Here is a 23936-nt window from a genome sequence, read left to right as displayed (position 1 = left end):
TGCGAGTAACCCCGGCCGAGACAGGGTAGGACTCATCCGTTAAATCGGCGTTAACCGTTCCGGAACCATCGCCGATTCAGCCGCCCCGCCGTATACGCGAAAACGCGCATTGCTCAGGGCGCGAAGTGGGGCTCCCGGTCGCACGCGGCGCAGCGATGCGATCAGGAATACTGCATCACGCCGTCGTCGATCCGGCCGAAGCGCAACGAGACGATGTCGAGCGCGTAGTTCTGGTGAAGCCGCCAGGGCCGCTTCGAGCCCTGCTTTGGCATCTTGGCGATCGAGCGCTGCACGTAGCCCGAGGTGAAATCGAGCGAAGGCTGCGCGGTGATGGTGGGATCATCGTTGTGCGGCATGCACTGGCGGAAATTGTGCCGGTCCATGTAATTGATGAGGCGACAGACATATTCGCAGGTGAGGTCGCATTTCAGCGTCCAGGACGCGTTGGTGTAGCCGAAGGCCGAGGCCATGTTCGGCACGTCGGCATACATCATGCCCTTGTAGGTCAGCGTGTTGGCGAAATCGACGGAGCGGCCGTCGACGCTGACCTCGAGACCGCCGACGACCTGGAGCACCAGCCCGGTCGCCGTCACGATGATGTCGGCCGCCAGCTCGCTGCCGTCCTTCAGGCGTATGCCGTCATGCGTGAAGGTGTCGATCTCGCTGGTGACGACGCTGGCGCGCTGCTCGCGGATCGCCTTGAAGAGGTCGCCATCGGGCACGAGGCACAACCGCTGGTCCCAGGGATTGTAGCGCGGCGTGAAGTGGGTCGCGACGTCGTAGTCCGGGCCGAGCGCCATCTGCACGCCTTTGAGAATGAGGTCCTTCACCTTCGCCGGCCTGCGCCGGCTGAGCTGGAAGAAGAACATCCCCCACATCACGTTGCGCCAGCGGATCAGGTGATAGGCGAACTTCGCCGGCAGGTTGCGGCGCAGCTTGTTGGCGACGGGATCCTGCGCCGGCCGCGACACCACATAGGTCGGCGAGCGCTGCAGCATGGTGACCTGCGCCGCCTTCTTGGCGAGCTCCGGCACCAGCGTTACCGCTGTCGCGCCCGAGCCGATCACGACGACACGCTTGCCCGCGTAGTCGATGTCCTCGGTCCATTTCTGCGGATGCACGATGCGGCCGGCGAAATCAGCAGCGCCCTTGAACTCCGGCGTGTAGCCCGCCTCGTATTTGTAATAGCCCGAGCAAAGAAATAAGAAATTGCAGGTGAAGCGCACCAGCTCGGTCGCGCCCTCGCCCGTGATGCGCTCGGCTTCCACCGTCCAGCGCGCATCCGGCGTCGACCACGCCGCGCGCTTGACGCGATGGTGGAAGCGGATGTGCTTGTCAATGCCGTTCTCGCTAGCGGTCTCGCGCACGTAGTTGAGGATCTGCGGCCCGTCGGCGATCGCCTTCGGATCGGTCCACGGCTTGAACGAATAGCCGAGGGTGAACATGTCGCTGTCGGAGCGGATGCCGGGATAGCGGAAGAGGTCCCAGGTGCCGCCGATGCAATCGCGTCCCTCGATGATGACATAGCTCTTGCCCGGACACTTGGTCTGCAGATGATAGCCGGCGCCGATGCCTGATAGCCCGGCACCGACGATGAGGACGTCGAAATGTTCTTGTTGCATGGTTTCCTCCGCCGGGCGGATTGTCCGCCTGCCGCCGCTGGCCGTCAATCGGCAATCAACGTGCCGCAACCGCAAGGCGAGTTGAATTCCATGCCCCAAAACAACAAAGCCCCGGATCGCTCCGGGGCTTTGCGTCGATGGTTGGTCGACCGGCGGATCAATACCGGTAATGATCGCTCTTGTACGGGCCTTCCGGTTTCACGCCGATATAGTCCGCCTGGTCCTTGCGGAGCTCGGTGAGTTTGACGCCGATCTTGGAGAGGTGCAGGCGGGCGACCTTCTCGTCGAGCGTCTTGGGCAGCACGTAGACCTTCTTCTCGTACTTGCCGTCCTTGTTGTTGGCGAACAGCTCGATCTGCGCCAGCGTCTGGTTGGTGAAGGATGCCGACATCACGAAGGACGGATGGCCCATCGCGTTGCCGAGGTTCACGAGGCGGCCCTCCGACAGCAGGATGATGCGGTGCTTGTCGGGGAACTCGATCTCGTCGACCTGCGGCTTGATGTTGGTCCACTTCAGATTGCGCAGAGACGCGATCTGGATCTCGTTGTCGAAGTGGCCGATGTTGCAGACGATGGCGCGATCCTTCATCGCGCGCATGTGCTCGATGGTGATGATGTCCTTGTTGCCGGTGGCGGTGACGAAGATGTCGGCCCGCGGCGCGGCGTCTTCCATGGTCACGACCTCGTAGCCTTCCATCGCCGCCTGCAGCGCGCAGATCGGATCGACCTCGGAGACCATGACGCGGCAGCCGGCCTGGCGCAGCGAGGCGGCCGAGCCCTTGCCGACGTCGCCGAAGCCGGCGACCATCGCGACCTTGCCCGACAGCATCACGTCGGTGCCGCGGCGGATGCCGTCGACCAGCGATTCACGGCAACCATAGAGGTTGTCGAACTTCGACTTGGTGACGCTGTCGTTGACGTTGATGGCCGGCCACAGCAGCGTGCCTGCCTTCTGCATGTCATAGAGACGATGCACGCCCGTCGTGGTCTCCTCGGAAACGCCCTTGATGCTGTTGGCGATCCCGGCGAAGTAGCCCTTCGGCTTTTCCTTGAGCTGCTTCTTCAGAAGCGCGAAGAACACTTCCTCTTCCTCGGAGCCGGGCTTGTCGAGGAAGGCGGTGTCGCCGTTCTCGGCGCGCAGACCGAGATGGACATACATGGTGGCGTCACCGCCGTCATCGAGGATCATGTTCGGGTGACCGCCGCCGTGCCAGTCGAACAGCTTGGCGGTGTAGTCCCAGTACTCGGTCAGCGTCTCGCCCTTGACGGCGAAGACGGGAATGCCGGCGGCGGCGATCGCAGCGGCAGCGTGATCCTGCGTCGAATAGATGTTGCAGGAGACCCAGCGGATGTCGGCGCCGAGCGCGGCGAGCGTCTCGATCAACACGCCGGTCTGGATCGTCATGTGCAGCGAGCCGGCGATGCGCGCGCCCTTCAGCGGCTGCTTCGGGCCGTACTCCTCGCGGGTAGCCATCAGGCCGGGCATCTCGGTCTCGGCCAGCGAGAGCTCCTTGCGGCCGAAATCGGCGAGCGAAATGTCCTTGACGATGTAATCGGTGAAGCCGGGCTTCGCGTTCATTTGGGGGTTCCTGTTGTTTGGCTCGCCATTCCGGGGCGCTCGTCGAGCAAACCCGGAATCCGGAAAGTTCGAGATTCCGGGTTCGCCGCCGTCGCGGCGCCCCGGAATGACGCAAGAGAGCTAGAGCGCGCGCTTGAGCTGCTCGACGAGGTCGGTCTTCTCCCATGAGAAGCCGCCCTCGTTGTCGGGCGTACGGCCGAAATGGCCGTAGGCCGAGGTGCGCGCGTAGATCGGCCGGTTGAGGTCGAGATGGCTGCGGATGCCGCGCGGGGTGAGGTCCATCGCCTTCGCCGCGGCCTTCTCAAGCTGGTCTTCCGAAACCTTACCGGTGCCGTGGGTGTCGATGTAGATCGACAGCGGGCGCGCCACGCCGATGGCGTAGGCGAGCTGCAGCGTGCAGCGGTCGGCAAGACCGGCGGCGACGATGTTCTTGGCGACGTAGCGCGCAGCATAGGCCGCGGAGCGGTCGACCTTGGTCGGATCTTTGCCGGAGAACGCGCCGCCGCCATGCGGGGCCGCACCGCCATAGGTGTCGACGATGATCTTGCGGCCGGTCAGGCCAGAATCGCCGTCGGGACCACCGATGTAGAACTTGCCGGTGGGGTTGATGTGCCAGATCGTCTTCGCGGTGATCCAGTCCTTCGGCAGCGCCTCGCGCACATAGGGCTCGACGATCTCGCGAACCTGGTTCGAGGTGAGGTCGGGAACCAGATGCTGGTGCGAGACGACGATCTCGCGCACGCCGACCGGCTTGCCGTTCTCGTACTGCACGGTGACCTGGCTCTTGGAGTCCGGCCCCAGCACCTTCTCCTTGCCGGAGTGGCGGGCTTCCGAGATCAGGCGCAGGATCTTGTGGGCGTAGAAGATCGGCGCCGGCATCAGATCGGGCGTCTCGTTGGTGGCGTAGCCGAACATGATGCCCTGGTCGCCCGCGCCTTCTTCCTTGACTTCGCCCGGCTGCAGCGCGTCGACGCCCTGGGCGATGTCGGCCGATTGCGGGTGCAGGAGGATCTCGATGTCGCAGGTCTTCCAGTGGAAGCCTTCCTGCTCGTAGCCGATGTCCTTGATCGCACCGCGGACGACGCCCTCGATCTGCTCGTTGGTCACCGACTTCGGGCCGCGGGTCTCGCCGGCGATCACCACCTTGTTGGTGGTCGCGAGCGTCTCGCAGGCGGCGCGGATTTGCCAGGGGTCGATGCCCGCCTTCGGCCCTTCACGGTAGAACAGGTCGACGATCTCATCGGAGATCCGGTCACAGACCTTGTCCGGATGGCCCTCGGACACGGACTCGCTGGTGAAGAGATAGGACGCGCGCATCAGTAACCCCTTGTTCCGCCGCCAGCCGGCGGGCGTTTGCGATGTTTACTTTTGATGATGTCAATCACGCCGGCGCGAGATGACGTAGGATTCGTCGAGAAACCAGAGCCCGTTGTACTTCCGCAGCACATCCCTGGCGGCATCCAGAGTGCGGCCGTTTTGAGTCATTTCCGCCAATCGGTCGTCCTCAATCTGAGCGACATACACCGCCGCATTCCACGCTGCAAAGGCCGTCGAGGTTCCGATGGTGCCGGTGACCTCGTTGGGCAGCGCTTCCATATCATACCTGAAGATCGAACGATTGTCCGCATATGCATTAAAATTTAAGTCGCGGCCCACCGATCCAAGTTCATACTTAACGGCACGCAGTAGCTCATGACGGCTGACTGAGAAAGGATTTTCTCCCGGCCAGATCGCCTGGATCATTTCCATGCCCGGATCCTGCCCATGGGAGTGGATACCGATCAGCCTGCCGCCCGGCCGCAGCGCCCGCGCCAGAGGTGCAATGATCCGCTTGGCCCGGAAATTGACCGATGACAGGGCCCGGTAGGGCTGGGATGCGATGACGAGGTCAAAATTGGCCTCAGTCTGGCCCGGCCGCGGAATGGTCGAATCCAGCAGGAACCTGTGGTCGTCGCGATAGAGCACGAGAACGACAGGCCGCTCGTAGAGCGGCATGGCCGTGCGCGGGCTGATCGCAGCGCGCCAGTTCTGCTCCAGAAACGGCCTCAGCTCCGCGATCTGCTGCTCGAACTCGCCCGACGAAGCGCCGCGGAGCGGCACCTCGTGCCAGACGGTGGCAGCGGCTGCAGCAGGCGATGCTGGGGTCAGCCAGGGCGCCTCCGCGTAGAACATGTTGGTGAACACGAACACCGATGCCGGGTGCTCGAAAATGCGGTCCGGCACCTTCTCCAGCGTCAGGCGCAAATCCTCCAGGCTGAGCTCCTTGCCCGCGACGTAGAACGGCATGTGCGGAAAGCGCTGGTGCGTGGCGCGCAGCACCCGCGCCAGCACCGTGCCGTCGCCGACGCCGGCGTCGAACAGGCGCAGCGCCGGCGGGCGCGGATGGATCGAGGCAAGCTCCAGCGCGACGCGGTCGGCGATCACCCGCTTTTCGCTGCAGGTGTGGACGAACAGCAGGTATTTCTGGCGGTTCTCGAAGAAGCGGAAATTGCCGCGCGGATCGCGCTTCTCGGGCGGCACCTGAAGCCCCCGCGGCGGCGGCACGCCGCCGGCCATCGACGCCGCCATATAGGCCTGGATCCGCTCCAGCGTGTCGATGGTGATGCGCTTTCCCTCGCGCAGGCGGTGCACCAGCTTCCCATCGTTCACCGCACGCCGGCCGAACGTCGATTCCGCCATGTCCGCCTTGCGGCAGAAGTCGGTGATCTGGCTCAGGATTTCGTCGTTCTTCATGAGTGGGAAATCGGTGGGCAGACGGATTGGGACTTGCGTCTTAGCAAATTCTGCCCACTCAGGGAATAGCGGATGCGGGGCCTTTGTGCGCCCGGAGAGCTGCCCCCTGCGGCTGGCCGGGCAACAAACGAGCGCCCCTCCTCGCATGAGACCATGCGCCGCCTCCTCGACACGCTCTGCCTCTCTGCTCGCGGACTGGTCGCGCCGGCGGTGGCGCAGCCGCGCAACCAGCTCGGCCCGCTCTGCACCACCGAGACCACGCCGGCGGACAAGATGGCCGCCCCCTGCACCAAGATCATCGCGCGGAAGGTCTTCAAGGGCGAGCAACTCGCCACCGTCTATTTCTGACGCGCGGTTGGCTGGAACAAGAAAGGCGATTACACCAAGGTCATCACTGAAGCGACGGACGCGGTCCGGCTGCAGCCGAGCCAGGCGGTCTATAACCTCCGCGGCCCGGCCTATTACGACGAGCGCGACGACATCGCGATCGCCGACTACGACATGGCGATCAAGGCCGATCCGAAATCGGCGTTCTCGTTCCAGAACTCGTCGCTGCTGGGTGAGGTCTATCTGGCGGAGAAGTGAAGTTCTCTCGTGCCCCGGACGCAGCGTAGCGCTTCTTCAGCGGTGCGCTGCAGAGCCGGGGTCCACACCCACCCCGCGGCAGGCGTAGCAGGGTGGGTCCCGGATCTGCGCAGCAACGCTAAGAGCGTTGCTGCGCGTCCGGGACACGAGCTCTGCCAGTTGTGGGCCCTCAATTGCCCCACACTTCCTTCGCGATCTCGACCGCGAGGCTGAGCTTGGCCCATTGCTCCTCCTCGGAGAGGATGTTGCCCTCTTCCGTCGAGGCAAAGCCGCATTGCGGCGACAGTGCGAGCTGCTCCAAGGGCGCGAACTTGGCGGCTTCTTCCAGGCGGCGCTTGATGTCGTCCTTCTTCTCGAGCTCGCCGAACTTCGAGGTGATGACGCCGACCACGACGACCTTGTTGCCCTTGGGCAGGAAGCGCAGCGGCTCGAAGCCGCCGGCGCGGTCGCTGTCGTACTCCAGGAAGTAGCCGTCGTAATTGGTGCCGGCGAGCATGGTCTCGGCCACCGGCTCGTAGCCGCCCGAAGAAATCCAGGTCGAGCGGAAATTGCCGCGGCAGACGTGGGTCGTCACCACCATGTCGGCCGGCTTCTCCGCCAGCGCGTAGTTGATGACGCGGGCATAGATCTGCTGCAGGCCATCCGGGTTATCGCCGCGCTCGCGCGCCTTCTGCAATTCGTCCTGCGAGCAGAGATAGGCCCAGACAGTATCGTCGAACTGGAGATAGCGGCAGCCAGCGTCGTAGAACGCCTTCACGGCCTTGCGGTAGGTCTTGCCGAGATCTTCGTAGAAGGCATCGAGATCGGGATAGACGTCCTTGGAGATCGACTTGCGCCCGCCGCGGAAGTGGAGCACCGCAGGCGAAGGGATCGTCATCTTGGCGGTGACGTGGGCCTGGTCGGCGACCTTCTTCAGGAAGCGGAAGTGGTCCAGCATCGGGTGGCTGTCGGGAAAGTCGAGCTTGCCGATGACGCGGACCGCATCGTGACGGGTCTGCACGCCCGTGAACTGGATGCCGGTGTCGGGGTGAAACAGCTCGCAGCCCGTGAGCTTGGCCAGGAAATCGAAATGCCACCAGGAGCGGCGGAATTCGCCGTCGGTCGCGAGCTTCAGCCCGATCGAGGCCTGCTTGTGCACGACCTTCTCGATCTCCATGTCCTCGATCTTGCGCAGATCATCGGCCGAGATCTCGCCCTTCTCCAGCCGGCTGCGGGCTTCCTTGATCTTGGGCGGACGCAGGAGGCTGCCAACCTCGTCGGCGCGGAAGGGGGCTTTGGTTCGCTGCATGTGTCACTCCCTGGACATCTTAGTGGGCGCTCGCCCTGGCGACGCCGAGATGGCGTTCCAGGACAGAGGGATCGGTCTTCAGTGCGGCGCTCGGAGCGTCGTGGACGATCGTTCCGCGCTCCAATATCACAACGCGGTCGGCGAGCCCCAGAATCTTTTGGGCATTCTGTTCGACGATGATCGAGCAGATACCTCCGGACCGGGTGATGGTCCCGATCGCCTTCAAGAGTTCCTCGACGACGATGGGCGCAAGGCCCTCGGTCGGCTCGTCCAGAAGCAGGACCTTCGGGTTGAGGGTGAGCGCGCGACCGATCGCCAGCATCTGCTGCTCGCCGCCGGAGAGCTGGTTGCCGAAATTGCTCCGCCGCTCCTTCAGCCGCGGGAACATCTCGTAGACCTTCTCGACCGTCCAGGGACCGGGCTGCGCCACCGCGGTCATGTTCTCTTCCACCGTCAACGAGCGGAAGATGTTGCGCTCCTGCGGCACCCAGCCGATGCCGGCGCGCGCCCGCTGGTCGGGCCGCATCGCCGTGACATCAGTGCCGGCCAGCGCAATGGAGCCTGCGAAGCGACGCGTGACGCCGACGATGGAGTTGATCAGCGTGGTCTTGCCGGTGCCGTTGCGCCCGAGCAGCGCCAGCACCTGTCCTTCGGCGAGACGGAGCGTCATCTTCGGCAGCACCACCGCCTCGCCGTAGCCGGCGCGAAGCGAATCGATCGCGAGCAGGTCAGACATCGACCGCCTCCTCGCCGAGATAGACCGCCTTCACCTGCGGATCGCGCGCGACCTCTTCGGGCGGGCCTTCGGTCAGCAGCGCGCCCGAGACCAGCACCGAGATGCGATCAGCAAAGGAGAACACGAGGTCCATGTCGTGCTCGATCAGGAGCACGGTGACGTCCCGCGGCAGGCTGCCCACGACGGCGAGAATGTCGTGGCGCTCGCTCTCGGGCACGCCGGCGGCGGGCTCGTCGAGCAGCAGCACGCGCGGCTTAGCCGCAATGGCCACCGCGATCTCGAGCAGGCGCTGCTTGCCGTAGGGCAGCGTCACGGTCTCTTCGTTCATGACGTCGAGCAGATGGAAGCGGGAGAGCAGATCGGCGGTCTCGCCATTGACGTCACTGCGCGTGCCCATCCGTCGCCACCAGTCGCCGCCATGGCCGAGGCGCTCGGAGACCGCGAGCCCGATGGTCTCCAGGGGAGTCAGGTCCGGATAGAGCTGGTTGATCTGGAACGTGCGCGACAGTCCGCGCAGCACGCGCTTGTGCACCGGTAGATCGGTGATGTCCTGACCTTCGAGCAGGATGCGGCCTGCGTTCGGCTTCAGCACGCCGGTGAGCTGGTTGATGACCGTGGTCTTGCCGGCACCGTTCGGGCCGATCAGCGCGTGGCGGGCGCCCTGCTCGACCTTCAAAGACAGATCGCGGGTGACGCGCAGGCCGCCGAACTGCTTCTCGAGATTTTGGGTTTCGAGCGCGATGGTCATGAATCGCTCTCCGGCACGGCAACGATCGCCTTGCGCCCCGCAATCCGCCTGATGATCAGGTTCGGCACATACAGCACCCAGCGATGCAGGCGCTGGCGGCCGACCAGCACGATCACGACCAGCACGAGGCCGATCCAGAACTGCCAGTATTGCGGCGTGATGGTCGAGAACAATTCCTGGAGCATGCGGAAGATCACCGCGCCGATCAGCCCGCCGTAGAGATAGCCGGTGCCGCCCATGACCAGCACCAGCATCAGGTCGGCGGAGCGTTCCATGGAAAACACGTCCAGCGAGGCAATCGCGGTCGTCTGGGTGAACAGCGCGCCCGCAATGCCGGCATAGAACGCGGCCAGCGTATAGATCGCGATCAGGCGACGGTTGACCGGAATGCCAATGGCGGCGGCGCGGAGGGGATTGTTCTTGATGGCGCGCAACGACAGGCCGAACGGGGAATGCACGACGCGGCGGGCGAACAGGAACAGCAGGAACAACACGGCCAGCGAATAGAAGAAGCCGGCCTTGCCGAACATGTCGAACGGGATCTCGCCGAAGATCGGCTGCATCTCGATGCCCTGCAGGCCGTCGGTCCCACCGGTGATGTTGGAGAAGCGCTCGGCGAGCGCTTCCAGCAGCAACGCAATGCCGAGCGTCACCATCAGGCGCGTCAGGTCGACGCCGCGGATCACCAGAAAGCTGGTGGCAAAGCCGAGCACCATGGCGGCAAGGCCGGCGACGATCAGCGCCAGCACGGGCTCCTTGACGATGCCGTGCAGCGCCAGCAGCCCCGCAGCATAGGCGCCGACGCCGAAGAAGGCGGCATGGCCCAGCGAAACGATGCCGGCATAGCCGAGGATGAGATCGAGCGACATCGCGAACAGCGCAAGGCGCAGGATGTCGGTCATGATCAGATAGCGCGACGGAAATGCGAAACCGCAGGCCAGCACGATCAGCCAGAAGGCGATTTCGCCGTAGTGCCAGCGCGCCTGGCGCTGGGCATGGAAGCCGACGTCAGAAGCAGCGCTCATCGGCGAACTCAACGCGCGGCCGTGCGGCCGAACAGGCCGTTCGGGCGCCAGATCAGGATCACGATCATCATGGTGTAGATCACGAAGGGGCCCATCTTCGGCACGTAATACTTGCCGGCGACGTCGCCGATGCCGAGCAGCAGCGAGGCGAGGAACGGGCCAGTTATCGAGGACGAGCCGCCGACGGTGACCACGATCAGGAAGTAGATCATGAACTTCAGCGGGAAATACGGGTCGAGGCCGAGGATCTCGGCGCTGAGCGCGCCGCCGAGGCCGGCGAGCCCGCAACCGAAGGCAAAGGTGAAGGCGAATACCTGCGGCACGTTGATGCCGAGACCGCTCGCGGCGCGGGGGTCATCGACCGCCGCCCGCAGGCGGCTGCCGAAACGCGTCTTCGCCAGCACCATTTGAAGCGCGATGGTCAGCAGGCCGCAGATCACGATGATCATCAGCCGGTAGCGGCCGATACCGACTCCGAACAGATCGAACTGGCCTTGGAGCGCGGCGGGCAAATTGATGAAGACCCGCGAGGATCCCTGGATATAATCGACGACTGCCACCGACATGAAGGTCAGGCCTATCGTGAACAGCACCTGGTCGAGATGGCTGCGGGCGTAGAGATGACGGTACAGCGTCCGTTCGAGCGCGATGCCGATTACGGCCGAGGAGACGAAAGCGAGCGGCAGGGCGGCGAAGAACGGCCAACCCATCCGGTTGACCAGCACCATGCAGATATAGCCCCCCGCCATCGCGAAGGCGCCGTGGGCGAGATTGACGAAGTTCATCAGGCCGAGCGTGACCGCGAGCCCGCAGGCGAGCACGAACAGCAGCATGCCGTAAGCGACGCCATCGAACAGGTTGGTAAGGATTGCGGTCATGTCTCAGCCTGGGTTGTCCGTCATGGCCGGGCTTGTCCCGGCCATCCACGTTCTTGTCTAGGCTTCCGCTTGGATGCCCGGGTCAGGCCCGGGCATGACGCGGAGCAAAGGGTCCCCGATGCGCGCTAAGCGCGCTCGGGGATGACGCGCTTTTGCGCGTCACTTCTTGGTCTTGCCGAGATCCTTGACGGCCTCGAAGGTCGCGAACTCGACGTTGTAGAGTTCGCCATCCACTTTCTCGACCTTGCGGATGTAGATGTTCTGCACGATGTCGCGGGTCTCGGGGTCGATCGAGATCGGACCGCGCGGGCTCTCCCACTTCTGGCCCTTCATGGCCTCGATCAGCTTGTCGCCGTTGGTGTCGCCACCTGTCTTCTTCAGCGCCTCGTAGATCAGGTGAATGCCGTCATAGCCGCCCACGGCCATGAAGCCCGGACGGTTGCCGAAGGCCTTCTTGTAGGCCGCGACGAAATCCTTGTTCATCTGCGAGGGGTGCGCCGCGGAATAGAGATGCGCGGTGACCGTGCCGAGCACGGCGTCGCCCATGTTGTTGAGCAGATCGTCGTCGGTGACGTCGCCCGGCCCGATCACCTTGATGCCGGCCTTGTCGAGGCCACGCTCGGCATATTGCTTCATGAAGTTGCCGCCCTGGCCCGCCGGCACGAACACGAAGATCGCATCCGGCTTTGCGTCCTTCATGCGCTGCAGGAACGGGGCGAAGTCGGGGTTCTGTAGCGGCACCTTGACCTCTTCCACCACCTCACCGCCGCCGGCCGTGAAATGCTGCTTGAAGAAGTTGAGCGCGTCGTTGCCCGGCGCGTAGTCCGAAGTCAGCGTCGCGACCTTCTTGATGCCGTTCTTCACCGCCCAATCGCCGATGATGGTCGAGGACTGCGCCAGCGTGAAGCTGGTGCGCACGATATAGGGCGAGCGCTCGGTGATGATGGAGGTGCCGGCCGCCATCACGACTTCCGGAATCTTGGCCTGGGTGGCCAGCGGCGCGGCGGCGAGCGCGGCCGGCGTCACGCCGAAGCCGGCGATGAAATTGACCTTGTCGTTGACGATCAGCTCCTGAGCGGCGGTCTTGGTCTTGTCCGGGATCGCGGCGTCGTCCTTGACGATGATCTCGATCTTCTTGCCGGCGACAGTGTCGCCCTTCTGCTGCATGTAGAGCTTGATCGCGTTCTCGATCTGCTTGCCGGTCGAGGCCTGGCCGCCGGTCATCGGCAGGATCAGCCCGATCTTGACGCTGTCCTGGGCCTTCGCAGGCGCGAGGCCGGCAAGGCCTGCAATGGCCGCAACCGCGGCGGCCCAAGTCGCCTTATGCGACAGTTGTTTGCGTTCGAACATCTGATGTCCCTCCCCTTCATTCCTGACTCTTGTGCCCTGGACCGAGTGCCCGGCCCTTGCCTTCACCTTAGCTGCCGCAAGTGCCCTGGCAGCGCCACATGGGCGTCTTTCGCGCCTTGCTTGTCAATCGGACGTTCGGCGGCCCTTCGGCACAGCCCGAGTGTCCAGAAGACCGATCGACTGGACGCGGTGCCACCGCATCGGAGTAGCTCGAGCACCGCCTTCATTTGTACGAATGTACAAACAAAATGGACTTGTCAACGAAAACCCCTGCCCGCGGACCAAGCCATGTTGTCGCGAGCCTCGCATCAAGTCCAGAAATGCGAAGGATCGCGTGCATGGAGGATTTCGCCTTTCTTTTGCAGAATCTGTACATCCACGCGCCTCACTCGGGCGCAACTCGGTAACAAATTACCTACCTCGAATAAGTCTATTTTACCTTGTTGAAGGCTACGCTTCTTCCTGGCGAACTGGCGTCCAATCACCGAACGCGTACACCATGCCCAAGACTCTTCGTTCCGTCCTCGTCCTCGTTGCGCTCGCCGCGGGGCTGTCCGGCTGCGGGACGGTTAACGAAAAACTCTCCGCCGGCATGGGCGATTACGTCCCGCAATGGGCCGGCGGCCTGCCCGCCGATGCTCCGCCGCGACCGGGCACGCCGCAATACGACGCCTACATGAAGGAGCGCGAACGCAAGCGTCTGCTGCCGGCCGCGGATCGCGAGAAGGAAGAGCAGGCGCAGAAGGGTGCAGCGGGGACGACATCGGCTGGCGCGGGGCGCTGAGGAAGCGAATGGCGAATAGGCAGTGGCGAATATATCCCTCTTCCATTCGCTACTCCCCACTCGCTAATCCACGAACACCACCGTCTTGAGGCCGTTGAGGATGACGCGGTCGTCGAGATGGTAGCGGATGGCCCGTGCCAGCACGCGGCGCTCGATGTCCCGGCCTTTCCGGACCAGATCTTCCGGCGTGTCGCGATGGCTGATGCGCTCGACGTCCTGGTCGATGATCGGGCCCTCGTCGAGATCGCGCGTGACGTAATGCGCGGTGGCGCCGATCAGCTTGACGCCGCGCTCATGGGCTTGGTGATAGGGCTTGGCGCCCTTGAAACCCGGCAGGAACGAGTGGTGGATGTTGATGCAGCGCCCTGACAGCCTTGCCGAGAGATCGTCGGACAGGATCTGCATGTAGCGGGCGAGCACCACCAGATCGGTCTTCGTCTTGCCGACGAGATCCATGATCTGTGTCTCCTGCTCGCGCTTGGTCTCCTTGGTGACGGGCAAATGGTGGAAGGGGATGCCGCCGAAATCGAGCCCGGCATAGACCTCGCGTGGGTGGTTGGAGACGATCGCGGTCGGAATCATCGGCAATTCGCCGGTTCGCCAGCGATAGAGGATGTCGACCAGGCAGTGATCGGACTTCGACACCAGCAGCATCACCTTGCGATGCGCAGCGCGGTCGCGCATCTGCCATTCCATGCCGAAACGCTCGGCGATCGCGGCGAAGCCGGTCTGCAATGCCGCGAGTTCCACGGCAAGATCGGCCGCTGTGAACACCACCCGCATGAAGAACTTCTTGGTCTCGACGTCGTCGAACTGCTGGGCGTCGAGGATGTTCTGTCCGTTATGAGCGAGAAACGTCGAGACCGCCGAGACGATGCCTGGGCGATCCGGACAGGACAGGGTCAGGACGTATTGATGGTCGGGCAAGGCTCGGCTCTTGATGAAGGTTTGTGCAGCGGAACGATCCAGCGGATTGCGCCCTGCTCTAGCACCGACCCGCCCTTGCGCCAATCCCAGCTGCGGAGTCAGGATGAACGGACAATTGCGAATTCTCAACGGAGCACAGCCATGGCCGACCGCTTGAACGGCTACCGCATCCTGATCCTGGAAACGCGCGAGGAGGCGCAGTTTTCCAAGCTTCTGGCCGAGCAAGGCGCCGAGGTCGTGCAATGCCCGATGTTCACCATCCATGATGCGCCGGATCCGGCTCCAGTCGAGGCCTGGATCCGCCGTGCCATCGACAAGCCCTTCGACGATCTCGTGCTGATGACCGGCGAAGGCCTGCGCCGCATCATGAAGCTCGCCCGCGCCCGCGGGCTCGACGCTGCCCTTGTCGCGGCGCTCGCCCAGGCGCGCAAGTTCACCCGCGGCCCGAAGCCGGGCAAGGCGCTGCGCGAGATCGGCCTCGAGACGCAGCAGACCACGGAGAAGCCGACCACCGAAGGCGTGATCGAGATGCTGGCCAGGCTCGACCTGAAGGGGCGGCGCCTCGGTCTCCAGCTCTATCCCGACAAGGATCACAGCGCGCTGACCGGCGCGCTGGCCGCGCAAGGCGCCGCCGTCGATACGGTGCTGCCCTACGTCTACGATTCCAAGGCTGCCGATGCCAACATCGTCGCCGCCATTGACGACATGGCGGAGGGACGCGTCGACTCGATCGCGCTGACCAATCTCGGCCAGGTCCGCCGGCTGATCGAGGTTGCCAAGGCGCGTGGCAGCGAGACGAAGCTGCGCACAGGTCTCGAACGCACGCTGATCGCATCGGTCGGCCCGGCCGTTTCCGGCGAGCTCGCAGCCCATGGCTTGCGCACCGACGTCTCGCCCGCCGACGAAGCCTATTTCATGCGTCCTCTGATCTCGGCCATGGCAAGTGCGTTGGCCGACAGGAAAGCGGCCAGCGCAGCGAGGTAAGAGCCGAGCGCGGGGGCGGCCTGCGGCGGCTGCGATTGACACCGGCATCGCCAGCGTTAGGTTGCGCCACAGCAAGAAGAAACAACAAGGTTAAGGAAATCGCCGTGACACGCGTCATCGCGTTGTGAGCGCCACTGCACGACCTTCGGCGCTCGCGCCATTCCGCATCCGCAACTACCGCTTCCAGTGGCCGTCCGATCTGCTCACCTCCTGGGCCTTCGAGGTCGAGACGCTGGTGCTCGGCTGGTACGTCATCGTCGAGACCGGCTCGGTGCTCCTGCTCACGGTGCTGGCTTCACTCCAGTTCGTCGGAACATTGGTCGCGCCCGTGTTCGGCATGATCGGCGACCGGATCGGCCATCGCGATCTTCTGGTCGTCATGCGCCTTGCCTATACGGCGCTGTCGTCGACCATCATGGTCCTGGCGCTGAGCGGTCATCTGTCGCCGCTGAGCGTCATGATCATCGTCACGATCATGGGCTTGATCCGCCCCTCCGATCTCGGCGTTCGCGGCGCGCTGCTCGCCGATATCATGCCGGCCGAGCAGCTGGTGGGCGCCATCAGCGTTGCGCGCACGACCCAGGACAGCGCGCGCATTGCCGGAGCGTTGACGGGGGCCGGGCTGTTCGCCGTGCTCGGTATCGGCCTCGTTTATGTGGCGATCGCCTGCCTTTACTTCACGGCAGCGCTTCTCATGCTCTGCCTGACCCGGCCGAAAAGGACCGTCACCACGAGCGATCTTACCGCAAGCAGCCACACCGTTACGCGGCTGCTTGGCGACCTCAAAGAGGGGATCGTCTATGCCTGGAACGGTCCGGCAATGCGCGCGGCGCTGTGCGTCGCTTTTCTGGCGAATCTCACCGCATTTCCTTTCACGGGCGGATTGTTGCCCTACATCGCGCGGGAGATCTTTCACACCGACCAGACCGGCCTCGGATATCTCTCGGCGAGCTTCGCCGTCGGCTCGCTGATCGGCTCCATCACGCTCAGCCTGGTCAGCGGCGTACGCATTGCCCGGCTTCTGATCGGCGCAACGCTGGCCTGGTACGCCATGCTGCTGGTGTTCGTCGAGGTCAGGACGATGCCGGTGGCGATGGCCTGCCTCGTCCTCGCCGGCATCGCCCAGAGCATGTCGATGATCTCGGCTGCCGTCATCCTGATGCGCACTGCGAGCGCACATCTGCGCGGCCGTGTCATGGGCGTGCGCATGATGGTGATCTATGGCCTGCCGATCGGACTGCTCGCGGCCGGCAGCCTGATCGACGTCATCGGCTATTCCGCGACGGGCTCGCTCTATGCCGGCGCAGGATTCGTGGCGATGCTGGCAATCGCGATCCGCTGGCGCGCCGACCTGTGGCCGGTGCACGCGCCGGCCAATGCGCGATGACGGCGTCCCCGCAACGACGTCAGACCTCCACCGGCGGCGATCTTAGCGGAAGCAACGCCGCCACCCGCCAATCGCGCAAATAGAGACCGCCCCAGGCAAGACCAGCAAGATAGACGCCGAAAAGCATATGGCTGAAGAGCGGGTTGCCGACCCGCAAGTGAACCGCCACGGTGCCGCCCATATAGGCGGTCAGCAGGATCGCACCGAGCACGGCCGTTCGCGGGAGGGCGTAGAGCGCGGTGCAGGCCAGCGCCACCACGCCCAGCGCGCGCGCCAGATCGGCCGACGGGGGATAGCCGAGCTCGGCGGTCGCGTTGATCACGACGTCCAGCGGGACGAGCTTCATCCCGGCATCAAACAGCATAAAGGCAATCACGAGCCCGCTCATGACCCAGCCGGCCACATGTCTCGACTTGGACATCGTCATCACCTACGACGCCTTCCCCTTGAGAAGGGCGACGATGGCCATCGCATGGCCGTGGCCAAGGCCGAACTCGTCCTTGAGCGCGGCCACGATGGCACCCGCTTTCACGCCGGCCGCCAATCCCGCCCCGGTCGAAAAACCCCGGTCCTTGCCCCATTTGCGAAATTGGTCCGGGCTCTTGCCGGTCTTGGCCTGGATATTGTCGAGATAGGCCTTGAAACTCACCGCAGCGTTCCTCCGATGTTCGCTCCACCAGCGCGGCCGGAGCGATCCAGGCATATTGCGGTCAGGACGTGGTCGTCTTGTATGAAAACGACAATTGCGGCCGCTCGCGCGAGAGGCGCGCAGGCGTCATGCCGATCAGTTGCCTGACCGAGCGGGTAAGATGGGCCTGATCGAAATAGCCGGCGCCCGATGTCGCGTCGAGAACGGAGCTGCCGCTCACCAGCAAGGCCGCGGCGCGACGCGCCCGCTGGATCTGCTGATGGCTGCTGAACGTCATGCCCGTAACGCGGCGAAAGTGGCGCTGAACCGAACGCCGGCTCATCCAGTCGACGTCGCCGTCGATCGCCGCATCGGTCGCGTGGCTGCGTGCGATGACACCGGCGTGCGCCATGCGAGCGACGAGACTTTCCGCATCGTCGTAGCCTGGAATGTCCCAGCTCAGACCCGAAAACAGAAAACGGCCGTTGGGCAGCACCGGCAACTGCATGTTTTGATGGTCGATCAGTGCGCTCGTCGGTATCTGCGGCAGGTAGGTTCCCAGCCGAAACCGGATCGCGAGCCATTCGCCGTTCGCGGGACATTCGACGAATGTCCCGCGGGTGACCGGCCCTCGGAGCGTCACCGCCAAAAACTCCGGGAGCCTGGTGACCACCAGCTCGATATTTCCCTCGGCCATCGACAGGAACGAGCCGCCACGCCGGCTCCGGCTGCGCCATACCCGCTCGACATAAGGCGAATCCGACGCGCGATGGTCGAACTCTATGAGCACGGAAGCACCGGGAATGCGCAGATCATCGTTCCTCCCCGTAGCTCCCGAGCCGCGCGATATCGAGGATCGTGACCCCGCCATATTCCAGCCGCAGCAGCCCCTCCTTCTCCAGCCGGTTCAGCGCGCGGTTGGCATTCTGACGGGACATGCCGGAGAGCGCGCCGATCTCCTCCTGGGTGATCTCCAGATGCGCGGTCGATTCCGGATAGAGGATCGGGTTGAACAGCGAGGCGATGCTGCGGGCGAGGCGCGCGGTGGCGTCGAGCGTGCGGTTGACCTCGAGCATGCCGATGAACTGGCCCAGCCGCTCGTTGAGCTGGCGCACCAGGAAGCGGTTGAATCCGACGCTGTTCTCGAACAGCCACATGAAGGCGCTGCGTTCCATCAGCGCGATGCGGCTGTCGCGCAGCGCGACCACATCGTAGCGGCGCGGCTCGTTCTTGAGCACGCTGCCCTCGCCGAACCAGGCCCCTGCCGTCAGCCCGGCAAGGCTGGTCTCCTTGCCGTCGCGCGAGACCCCGCCCATGCGGGCAAGGCCGCCCACCATGCCGGCCCAATAGGCAAAGATATCACCGCGCATGAACACGCTCTCGCCGGTCCCGTAGGACCGTTCCGTGATTCCGGCGCGCGCAACCTCGATCTCGGCTGGTGTGAGCTCACGCGACCAGGCGGCAATGCGCTTCAGATGATCCTCTGAAATCATGATCTCGAAGCCAGCCGCACCGTTCTGTCACCCCATGCTCCTGTTGCACTGCAACAGAATCGCTTCGGCCATCCATCCGACGAAAGATGAAGACCCGCTCGGCCCGACAAACTTTGTCGCAGAATTGTCAGGCCGGAGACATTTCAAAATAGCGCTTTCCCCTATTGAGGACCACCTCGGGCGATGCGGCTTTTGATCCCTCACGGGAACGAAGGTGGCGCCGGTCCGGTCGAGACCAATAGCTGCATGGTCTGGCCGGCACGACCGTACTAGGATCGCCTGACAGGAACGGAAGAGCGCCAATCAAGCGCCATCACCGGGAGGGATTCGTTTGGTGGCTACCAGTCTCGAAGTGCGCGGCGTGTCCTTACGATTCGGCGGCGTCCGCGCGCTGACCGACGTCAGCTTCGCCATCAGGGAAGGCGAGCTGTTCTCGATCATCGGCCCCAACGGCGCCGGCAAGACCTCGATCGTGAACTGTATTTCCGGTCGCTACAAGCCGACCGAAGGCCAGCTGTTCTATCAGGACCGCGACATCACCGGCTTGACGCCGAATGCCCGCGCCTCACTCGGCATCGGCCGCACCTTCCAGAATCTCGCGCTATTCCACCACATGAGCGTGCTCGACAACATCATGGTCGGCCGCCATCACCTGCTGAGGAACAATTTCCTCACGGGCTCGCTGTACTGGCTCACCGGCGCGCGCAAGGAGGAGCTCGAGCACCGCCGCAAGGTGGAAGAGATCATCGACTTCCTCGATCTGCAGTCGGTGCGTAAGGCCACCGCCGGCACCCTCTCCTACGGCCTGCGCAAGCGCGTGGAGCTCGCCCGCGCCATGGCGCTGGAGCCGCGCCTGATCCTACTCGACGAGCCCATGGCCGGCATGAACTTCGAGGAGAAGGAGGACATGGCCCGCTACATCGTCGATCTCAACGAGGAGTTCGGGATGACGGTGGTGATGATCGAGCACGACATGGGCGTGGTGATGGACATCTCCCACCGCGTCATGGTGCTGGATTTCGGCAAGAAGATCGCCGAGGGCGATCCGGCGACAGTGCTCGCCGATCCGCACGTCAGGCGTGCCTATCTCGGCGAAGAGGACGAAGTGCTGGTCGATCCCGATGATGCCTCTCCGGCGCAGGAGAGCGCGGCATGATGGATTATGCGGGCCGCGTCGCGCAGGCCGACACCTATCCGAAGATGCTCCGGCTCAATGCCAGGGAGCACGGCAACGAGATCGCAATGCGCGAGAAGGATCTCGGGCTCTGGCGCATCTTCACCTGGAACGACTATCAGGCCCGCGTGCGCGATTTCGCGCTCGGCCTCATCGAGCTCGGCCTGGGCCGCGGTGATGTCATCGGCATCATCGGCGACAACCGGCCCGACTGGGTCGCGGCAGAAGTTGCGACGCATGCGATTGGCGGCCTCAGCCTCGGGCTCTATCGCGACGTCCTGGACGAGGAAGCTTCCTATCTCCTCAACTATGGCGAGGCGCAGCTCGTCTTCGCCGAGGACGAGGAGCAGGTCGACAAGCTGCTTATCCTTGCCGAGCGCGTGCCGAAGCTGAAGCACATCATCTATTCCGATCCGCGCGGGATGCGGAAATACGACGACCCGCGCCTGATGCCGGCGGAGAAGTTCGCCGAGCTCGGCCGCGCCCGCGCCGCACGCGAGCCGGAGCTCTACGACAGATTGGTCGATGCCACCGAGGGCGAGGATGTCGCGATTCTCTGCACGACGTCGGGCACCACCTCGCATCCGAAGCTCGCGATGCTCGCCGCCGGCCGCGTGCTCGGCCATTGCGCGACCTATCTCGCCTTCGACCCCAAGGGTCCCGATGACGAATATGTCTCGGTGCTGCCGCTACCCTGGATCATGGAGCAGGTCTACGTGCTCGGCAAAGGTCTGCTCTGCCGGATGAAGATCAACTTCGTCGAAGAGCCGGACACGATGATGAACGATCTGCGCGAGATCGCCCCGACCTTCGTGCTGTTCGCGCCCCGCGTCTGGGAATCCATTGCCGCCGACGTCCGTGCCAAGGTGATGGACGCGACGCCCTTCAAGCAGCGCCTGTTCGACATCGGCATGAAGTCGGGCCTTGCCGCGCTCGAACAGGGCAAGCGTTCGGGCTTTGCCGACGCGATCCTGTTCCGCGCGCTGCGCGATCGCCTCGGCTTCACCCGGTTGCGCTCGGCCGCGACCGGCGGCGCGGCGCTCGGCCCCGAAACCTTCAAATTCTTCCAGGCCATGGGCGTGCCGCTGCGCACCCTGTACGGCCAGACTGAGTTGCTAGGGGCCTATACGCTGCATCCCGAGGGCAAGGTCGACCCCGATACGACGGGTGTGCCGATGGCCGACAATGTCGAGATCCGGATCGACAATGCCGACGTCCACGGCGTCGGCGAGATCGTCGTGCGGCACCCTAACATGTTCCTCGGCTACTACAAGAACCCCGAGGCCAGCGTCGCCGACATCAAGGACGGCTGGATGTGCTCGGGCGACGCCGGCTATTTCAACGCCAACCACCAACTCGTCGTGATCGACCGCATCAAGGATCTCGCCGAGACCTCCCGCGGCGAGCGCTTCTCGCCGCAATTCATCGAGAACAAGCTGAAATTCTCGCCCTATATCGCCGAAGCCGTGGTGCTTGGGGCCGGCCGCGACGCGCTCGCGGCGATGATCTGCATCCGCTACTCCATCATCTCGAAATGGGCGGAAAAGAACCGCCTCTCCTTCACGACCTACAGCGACCTCGCCTCACGGCCGGAGGTCTACGCCCTGCTGCAGAAGGAGGTCGAGACCGTCAACGCCACGCTGCCGCCGGCACAGCGCATCTCGCGCTTCCTGCTGCTCTACAAGGAGCTCGACGCCGACGACGGCGAGCTCACCCGGACCAGGAAAGTCCGCCGCGGCGTCATCAACGAGAAATACGCCGGCATCATCGACGCCATCTACCGCGGCGATTCCGACATCCCCGTCGACACCGTGATCCGCTTCCAGGACGGCACCACGCAGCGGGTGCGAACGTCGCTGCGGGTGGTGGACCTCGGCGGGCACGGGCACATGGCGGAGGCTGCGGAGTGATACAGATTGTCGTCATGCGCGGGCTTGACCCGCGCATCCATCCTCTTCCGAACAGTCTTCCTTCCGCATCGATGGATTGCCGGGTCAAGCCCGGTAATGACGCGCTGAGTCACCCAACATGAACACTGCCTTCCTCATCCAGCTCCTGGTCAACGGCCTCGTGGTCGGCACGCTCTATGGCGTGGTCGCAATGTCGTTCGTGCTGATCTACAAGGCGACGCAGGTCGTCAACTTCGCGCAAGGCGAGCTGCTGCTGGTCGGCGCCTGGGTGTGCTGGGCCTTGCTTGCGAAATACCAGGTGCCGTTCTGGATCGGCATGCCGATCACGCTGGTGTTCATGTTCGTGTTCGGCATCGCGGTGCAGGTGCTGATCCTGCGGCCGATGATCGGCGAGCCCATCATCTCGGTGATCATGGTGACGATCGGCCTCTCCACCGTGCTGCAGGCGACGCTGAAATGGATGTTCGGCGTCAATCCGCAGCCGTTCCCGCGCGTGTTCGAGAGCCAGTCGGTCAGCCTGTTCGGTCTGCAGATCCAGACCGTCTACGTCATGAGCCTCGTGGTGTCGGTCGCGATGATGATCGGCATGGCCTGGTTCTTCCGCGCTTCGAAGTACGGCCTTGCGATGCGCGCCACCGCGTTCAACCAGCAGGTGGCGCAGTCGCTCGGCATTTCCGTCAAGAGCGTGTTCGCGATGGCCTGGGCGATCTCGGCGACGGTGTCGGCGGTCGCCGGCGTCGTCGTCGCCGTGGTCAATGGCGTGTCCTCGGGCCTTGCTGCCTACGGCATCAAGGTGTTTCCGGCGGCGATCCTCGGCGGGCTCGATTCCGTCGGCGGCGCGGTGCTCGGCGGCATCATCATCGGGCTTTTGGAGAACGTCGCCCAATATGTCGACAGCGAGTATCTGCACTGGGGCAATCTCTACGAGATCGCGCCGTTCTACGTTCTCATCATCGTGCTGATGATCAAGCCCTACGGCCTGTTCGGCACCCACGACATCGAGCGGATCTGATCCATGGCCGGCCCTGCCCTCATTCCCGCTGGTGATTTCCGCACCACTTACGCCGCGGACACCACGATCTTCCCGACCACCACCAGCCGCAACTTCGCGATTCTGGGCGTCGCGCTGCTCTGCCTCGCGCCGCAACTCTTCAGCGGCTACTGGCTCAGCATTTTGATCCAGATCGGCATCTTCTCGATCGCGGCGCTCGGCCTCAACATCCTGGTCGGCTTCACCGGCCAGATCTCGATCGGACACGCGGCCTTCTTCCTGCTCGGCGCCTTCACCTCGGCCTACATCTCCAACAATGCGCCGATCCCGGTGTTCTTCGCGATCCCGCTCGCGGGACTCGTGACGGCGCTGGTGGGACTGGTCTTCGGCATCCCCGCGGCGCGGCTGAAAGGACTCTACCTCGTCATCGCGACGCTGGCCGCGCAATACATCCTGCTCGACTTCTTCTCCCGCGCCGAATGGTTCTCCGGCGGCTCGGTGCCGGTAAGCGCCGAGCCGTTCTCGATCTTCGGTTACACGCTGCGGGGCGACCGGCAGTATTTCTACGTCGTGCTGGCCTATGTGCTCTTGAGCTACATCCTCGTCACCAACCTGATGCGCACGCGCGACGGCCGCGCGCTGGTGGCGATCCGCGACCACTATCTCTCCGCGGAGATCATGGGCATCAACCTCACCAAGTACCGCACATTGTCGTTCGGTCTAGCCGCATTCTTCGCCGGCATCGCGGGCGCGCTCTATGCGCACTATCAGCTCGTGGTCTCCCAGGAAGGTTTCGGCATCGAGCGCTCGATCCTGTTCCTTGCCATGATCATCATCGGCGGCACCGGTTCGATCATGGGCACGCTGATGGGCACCGCCTTCGTGGTGCTGCTGCCCGAGGCGATGGAGTTCGTCAGCCACTATCTCAAGGGCGGCGCTATCGACAAGGCGCTGTCGCTCAACAACAACATCACCTTCCTGCGCGAGATCGCGATCGGGCTGATCATCATCGCATTCCTGATGTTCGAGCCTGACGGGCTCGCGCATCGCTGGCGGCAGATCAAGGCGTACTGGAAACTTTACCCGTTCTCGCATTGAGCACAGGCAACTTCAC

At 64.0% G+C, this 23936-nt stretch carries 22 protein-coding genes and 1 pseudogene; 8 read left to right on the top strand and 15 right to left on the bottom strand.

The window, feature by feature from the left end; translation table 11 throughout:
• Nucleotides 1-161: 161 nt before the first annotated feature.
• The 4 genes from P0R31_RS12970 to P0R31_RS12955 form a co-directional block, all read right to left on the bottom strand.
• Nucleotides 162-1622: a flavin-containing monooxygenase gene (locus P0R31_RS12970; RefSeq protein WP_275514407.1), complete on the bottom strand. Its 1461-nt coding sequence runs from the start codon at nucleotides 1620-1622 to the stop codon at nucleotides 162-164.
• 157 nt (nucleotides 1623-1779) lie between these two features.
• Complete coding sequence (gene ahcY, locus P0R31_RS12965) at nucleotides 1780-3201, bottom strand: adenosylhomocysteinase (protein WP_157285529.1); 1422 nt, start codon at nucleotides 3199-3201, stop codon at nucleotides 1780-1782.
• Between the two features lie 120 nt (nucleotides 3202-3321).
• Complete coding sequence (gene metK, locus P0R31_RS12960; protein WP_275514406.1) at nucleotides 3322-4518, bottom strand: methionine adenosyltransferase; 1197 nt, start codon at nucleotides 4516-4518, stop codon at nucleotides 3322-3324.
• Nucleotides 4519-4578: 60 nt separating this feature from the next.
• Nucleotides 4579-5934 (bottom strand): hypothetical protein, encoded by a 1356-nt coding sequence (locus P0R31_RS12955; RefSeq protein ID WP_275514405.1) that lies wholly within the window; start codon nucleotides 5932-5934, stop codon nucleotides 4579-4581.
• A gap of 153 nt (nucleotides 5935-6087) precedes the next feature.
• Between P0R31_RS12955 and P0R31_RS12950 the strand changes: the two are divergent.
• Nucleotides 6088-6498: pseudogene (locus P0R31_RS12950) on the top strand (caspase family protein); the annotation flags it as partial.
• Nucleotides 6499-6688: 190 nt separating this feature from the next.
• Here P0R31_RS12950 and P0R31_RS12945 read toward each other — a convergent pair.
• From P0R31_RS12945 to P0R31_RS12920, 6 genes are all read right to left on the bottom strand, one after another.
• Nucleotides 6689-7807, bottom strand: coding sequence for a cobalamin-independent methionine synthase II family protein (locus tag P0R31_RS12945; protein ID WP_275514404.1), 1119 nt, complete (start codon nucleotides 7805-7807; stop codon nucleotides 6689-6691).
• A gap of 19 nt (nucleotides 7808-7826) precedes the next feature.
• Entirely contained in the window at nucleotides 7827-8543 is a 717-nt protein-coding gene (locus P0R31_RS12940) for an ABC transporter ATP-binding protein (protein ID WP_275514403.1), read from the bottom strand.
• Nucleotides 8536-9291, bottom strand: a complete 756-nt coding sequence (locus P0R31_RS12935; protein ID WP_036043305.1) for an ABC transporter ATP-binding protein — start codon at nucleotides 9289-9291, stop codon at nucleotides 8536-8538. Before P0R31_RS12935 ends, P0R31_RS12940 begins: the two co-directional genes overlap by 8 nt.
• Complete coding sequence (locus P0R31_RS12930) at nucleotides 9288-10316, bottom strand: branched-chain amino acid ABC transporter permease (protein WP_275514402.1); 1029 nt, start codon at nucleotides 10314-10316, stop codon at nucleotides 9288-9290. The genes P0R31_RS12935 and P0R31_RS12930 overlap by 4 nt, the downstream gene beginning before the upstream one ends.
• 8 nt (nucleotides 10317-10324) lie before the next feature.
• On the bottom strand, nucleotides 10325-11194 hold the full coding sequence (locus P0R31_RS12925) for a branched-chain amino acid ABC transporter permease (RefSeq protein ID WP_275514401.1): 870 nt from the start codon (nucleotides 11192-11194) through the stop codon (nucleotides 10325-10327).
• A 159-nt stretch (nucleotides 11195-11353) separates the two neighbouring features.
• The gene (locus tag P0R31_RS12920) at nucleotides 11354-12544 is read right to left on the bottom strand and encodes an ABC transporter substrate-binding protein (RefSeq protein WP_275514400.1); all 1191 of its coding nucleotides are present in this window, start codon (nucleotides 12542-12544) and stop codon (nucleotides 11354-11356) included.
• A 499-nt stretch (nucleotides 12545-13043) separates the two neighbouring features.
• Here P0R31_RS12920 and P0R31_RS12915 point away from each other — a divergent pair, with 499 nt between their 5' ends.
• Complete coding sequence (locus P0R31_RS12915; protein WP_275514399.1) at nucleotides 13044-13328, top strand: hypothetical protein; 285 nt, start codon at nucleotides 13044-13046, stop codon at nucleotides 13326-13328.
• Between the two features lie 63 nt (nucleotides 13329-13391).
• Here P0R31_RS12915 and purU read toward each other — a convergent pair whose 3' ends face one another.
• The gene (gene purU, locus P0R31_RS12910) at nucleotides 13392-14255 is read right to left on the bottom strand and encodes a formyltetrahydrofolate deformylase (RefSeq protein ID WP_275514398.1); all 864 of its coding nucleotides are present in this window, start codon (nucleotides 14253-14255) and stop codon (nucleotides 13392-13394) included.
• A gap of 141 nt (nucleotides 14256-14396) precedes the next feature.
• On the opposite strand from purU, the gene P0R31_RS12905 reads away from it, so the two are divergent.
• Both P0R31_RS12905 and P0R31_RS12900 read left to right on the top strand, forming a co-directional pair.
• Nucleotides 14397-15239 (top strand): uroporphyrinogen-III synthase, encoded by an 843-nt coding sequence (locus tag P0R31_RS12905; RefSeq protein ID WP_275514397.1) that lies wholly within the window; start codon nucleotides 14397-14399, stop codon nucleotides 15237-15239.
• Nucleotides 15240-15363: 124 nt separating this feature from the next.
• Nucleotides 15364-16626 (top strand): MFS transporter, encoded by a 1263-nt coding sequence (locus P0R31_RS12900; protein ID WP_275514396.1) that lies wholly within the window; start codon nucleotides 15364-15366, stop codon nucleotides 16624-16626.
• 19 nt (nucleotides 16627-16645) lie between these two features.
• Here the strand turns inward: P0R31_RS12900 and P0R31_RS12895 are convergent, their stop codons facing one another.
• The 4 genes from P0R31_RS12895 to P0R31_RS12880 form a co-directional block, all read right to left on the bottom strand.
• Nucleotides 16646-17053, bottom strand: coding sequence for a DoxX family protein (locus P0R31_RS12895; protein WP_275514395.1), 408 nt, complete (start codon nucleotides 17051-17053; stop codon nucleotides 16646-16648).
• A gap of 3 nt (nucleotides 17054-17056) precedes the next feature.
• Nucleotides 17057-17275 (bottom strand): DUF4287 domain-containing protein, encoded by a 219-nt coding sequence (locus P0R31_RS12890; RefSeq protein WP_036015710.1) that lies wholly within the window; start codon nucleotides 17273-17275, stop codon nucleotides 17057-17059.
• A gap of 61 nt (nucleotides 17276-17336) precedes the next feature.
• A complete protein-coding gene (locus tag P0R31_RS12885; RefSeq protein ID WP_275514394.1) occupies nucleotides 17337-18044 on the bottom strand; it encodes a helix-turn-helix domain-containing protein in 708 nt (235 codons plus the stop codon).
• A 22-nt stretch (nucleotides 18045-18066) separates the two neighbouring features.
• A complete protein-coding gene (locus P0R31_RS12880; RefSeq protein ID WP_036015705.1) occupies nucleotides 18067-18747 on the bottom strand; it encodes a Crp/Fnr family transcriptional regulator in 681 nt (226 codons plus the stop codon).
• A gap of 334 nt (nucleotides 18748-19081) precedes the next feature.
• Here P0R31_RS12880 and P0R31_RS12875 point away from each other — a divergent pair, with 334 nt between their 5' ends.
• The 4 genes from P0R31_RS12875 to P0R31_RS12860 all read left to right on the top strand — a co-directional run bounded on the left by P0R31_RS12875 (nucleotide 19082) and on the right by P0R31_RS12860 (nucleotide 23920).
• The gene (locus tag P0R31_RS12875; protein WP_275514393.1) at nucleotides 19082-19903 is read left to right on the top strand and encodes an ABC transporter ATP-binding protein; all 822 of its coding nucleotides are present in this window, start codon (nucleotides 19082-19084) and stop codon (nucleotides 19901-19903) included.
• Nucleotides 19900-21831: a long-chain fatty acid--CoA ligase gene (locus tag P0R31_RS12870; protein WP_275514392.1), complete on the top strand. Its 1932-nt coding sequence runs from the start codon at nucleotides 19900-19902 to the stop codon at nucleotides 21829-21831. The genes P0R31_RS12875 and P0R31_RS12870 overlap by 4 nt, the downstream gene beginning before the upstream one ends.
• 118 nt (nucleotides 21832-21949) lie before the next feature.
• Entirely contained in the window at nucleotides 21950-22843 is an 894-nt protein-coding gene (locus tag P0R31_RS12865; RefSeq protein WP_018643253.1) for a branched-chain amino acid ABC transporter permease, read from the top strand.
• 3 nt (nucleotides 22844-22846) lie between these two features.
• A complete protein-coding gene (locus P0R31_RS12860) occupies nucleotides 22847-23920 on the top strand; it encodes a branched-chain amino acid ABC transporter permease (RefSeq protein WP_275514391.1) in 1074 nt (357 codons plus the stop codon).
• The last annotated feature ends 16 nt before the right edge of the window (nucleotides 23921-23936 follow it).

The organism is Bradyrhizobium yuanmingense, assembly GCF_029167105.1.
Taxonomy (GTDB): domain Bacteria; phylum Pseudomonadota; class Alphaproteobacteria; order Rhizobiales; family Xanthobacteraceae; genus Bradyrhizobium; species Bradyrhizobium yuanmingense_A.
Note: the sequence above shows the minus strand (reverse complement) of the source record. Positions and strands in the feature narration are given on the sequence as shown.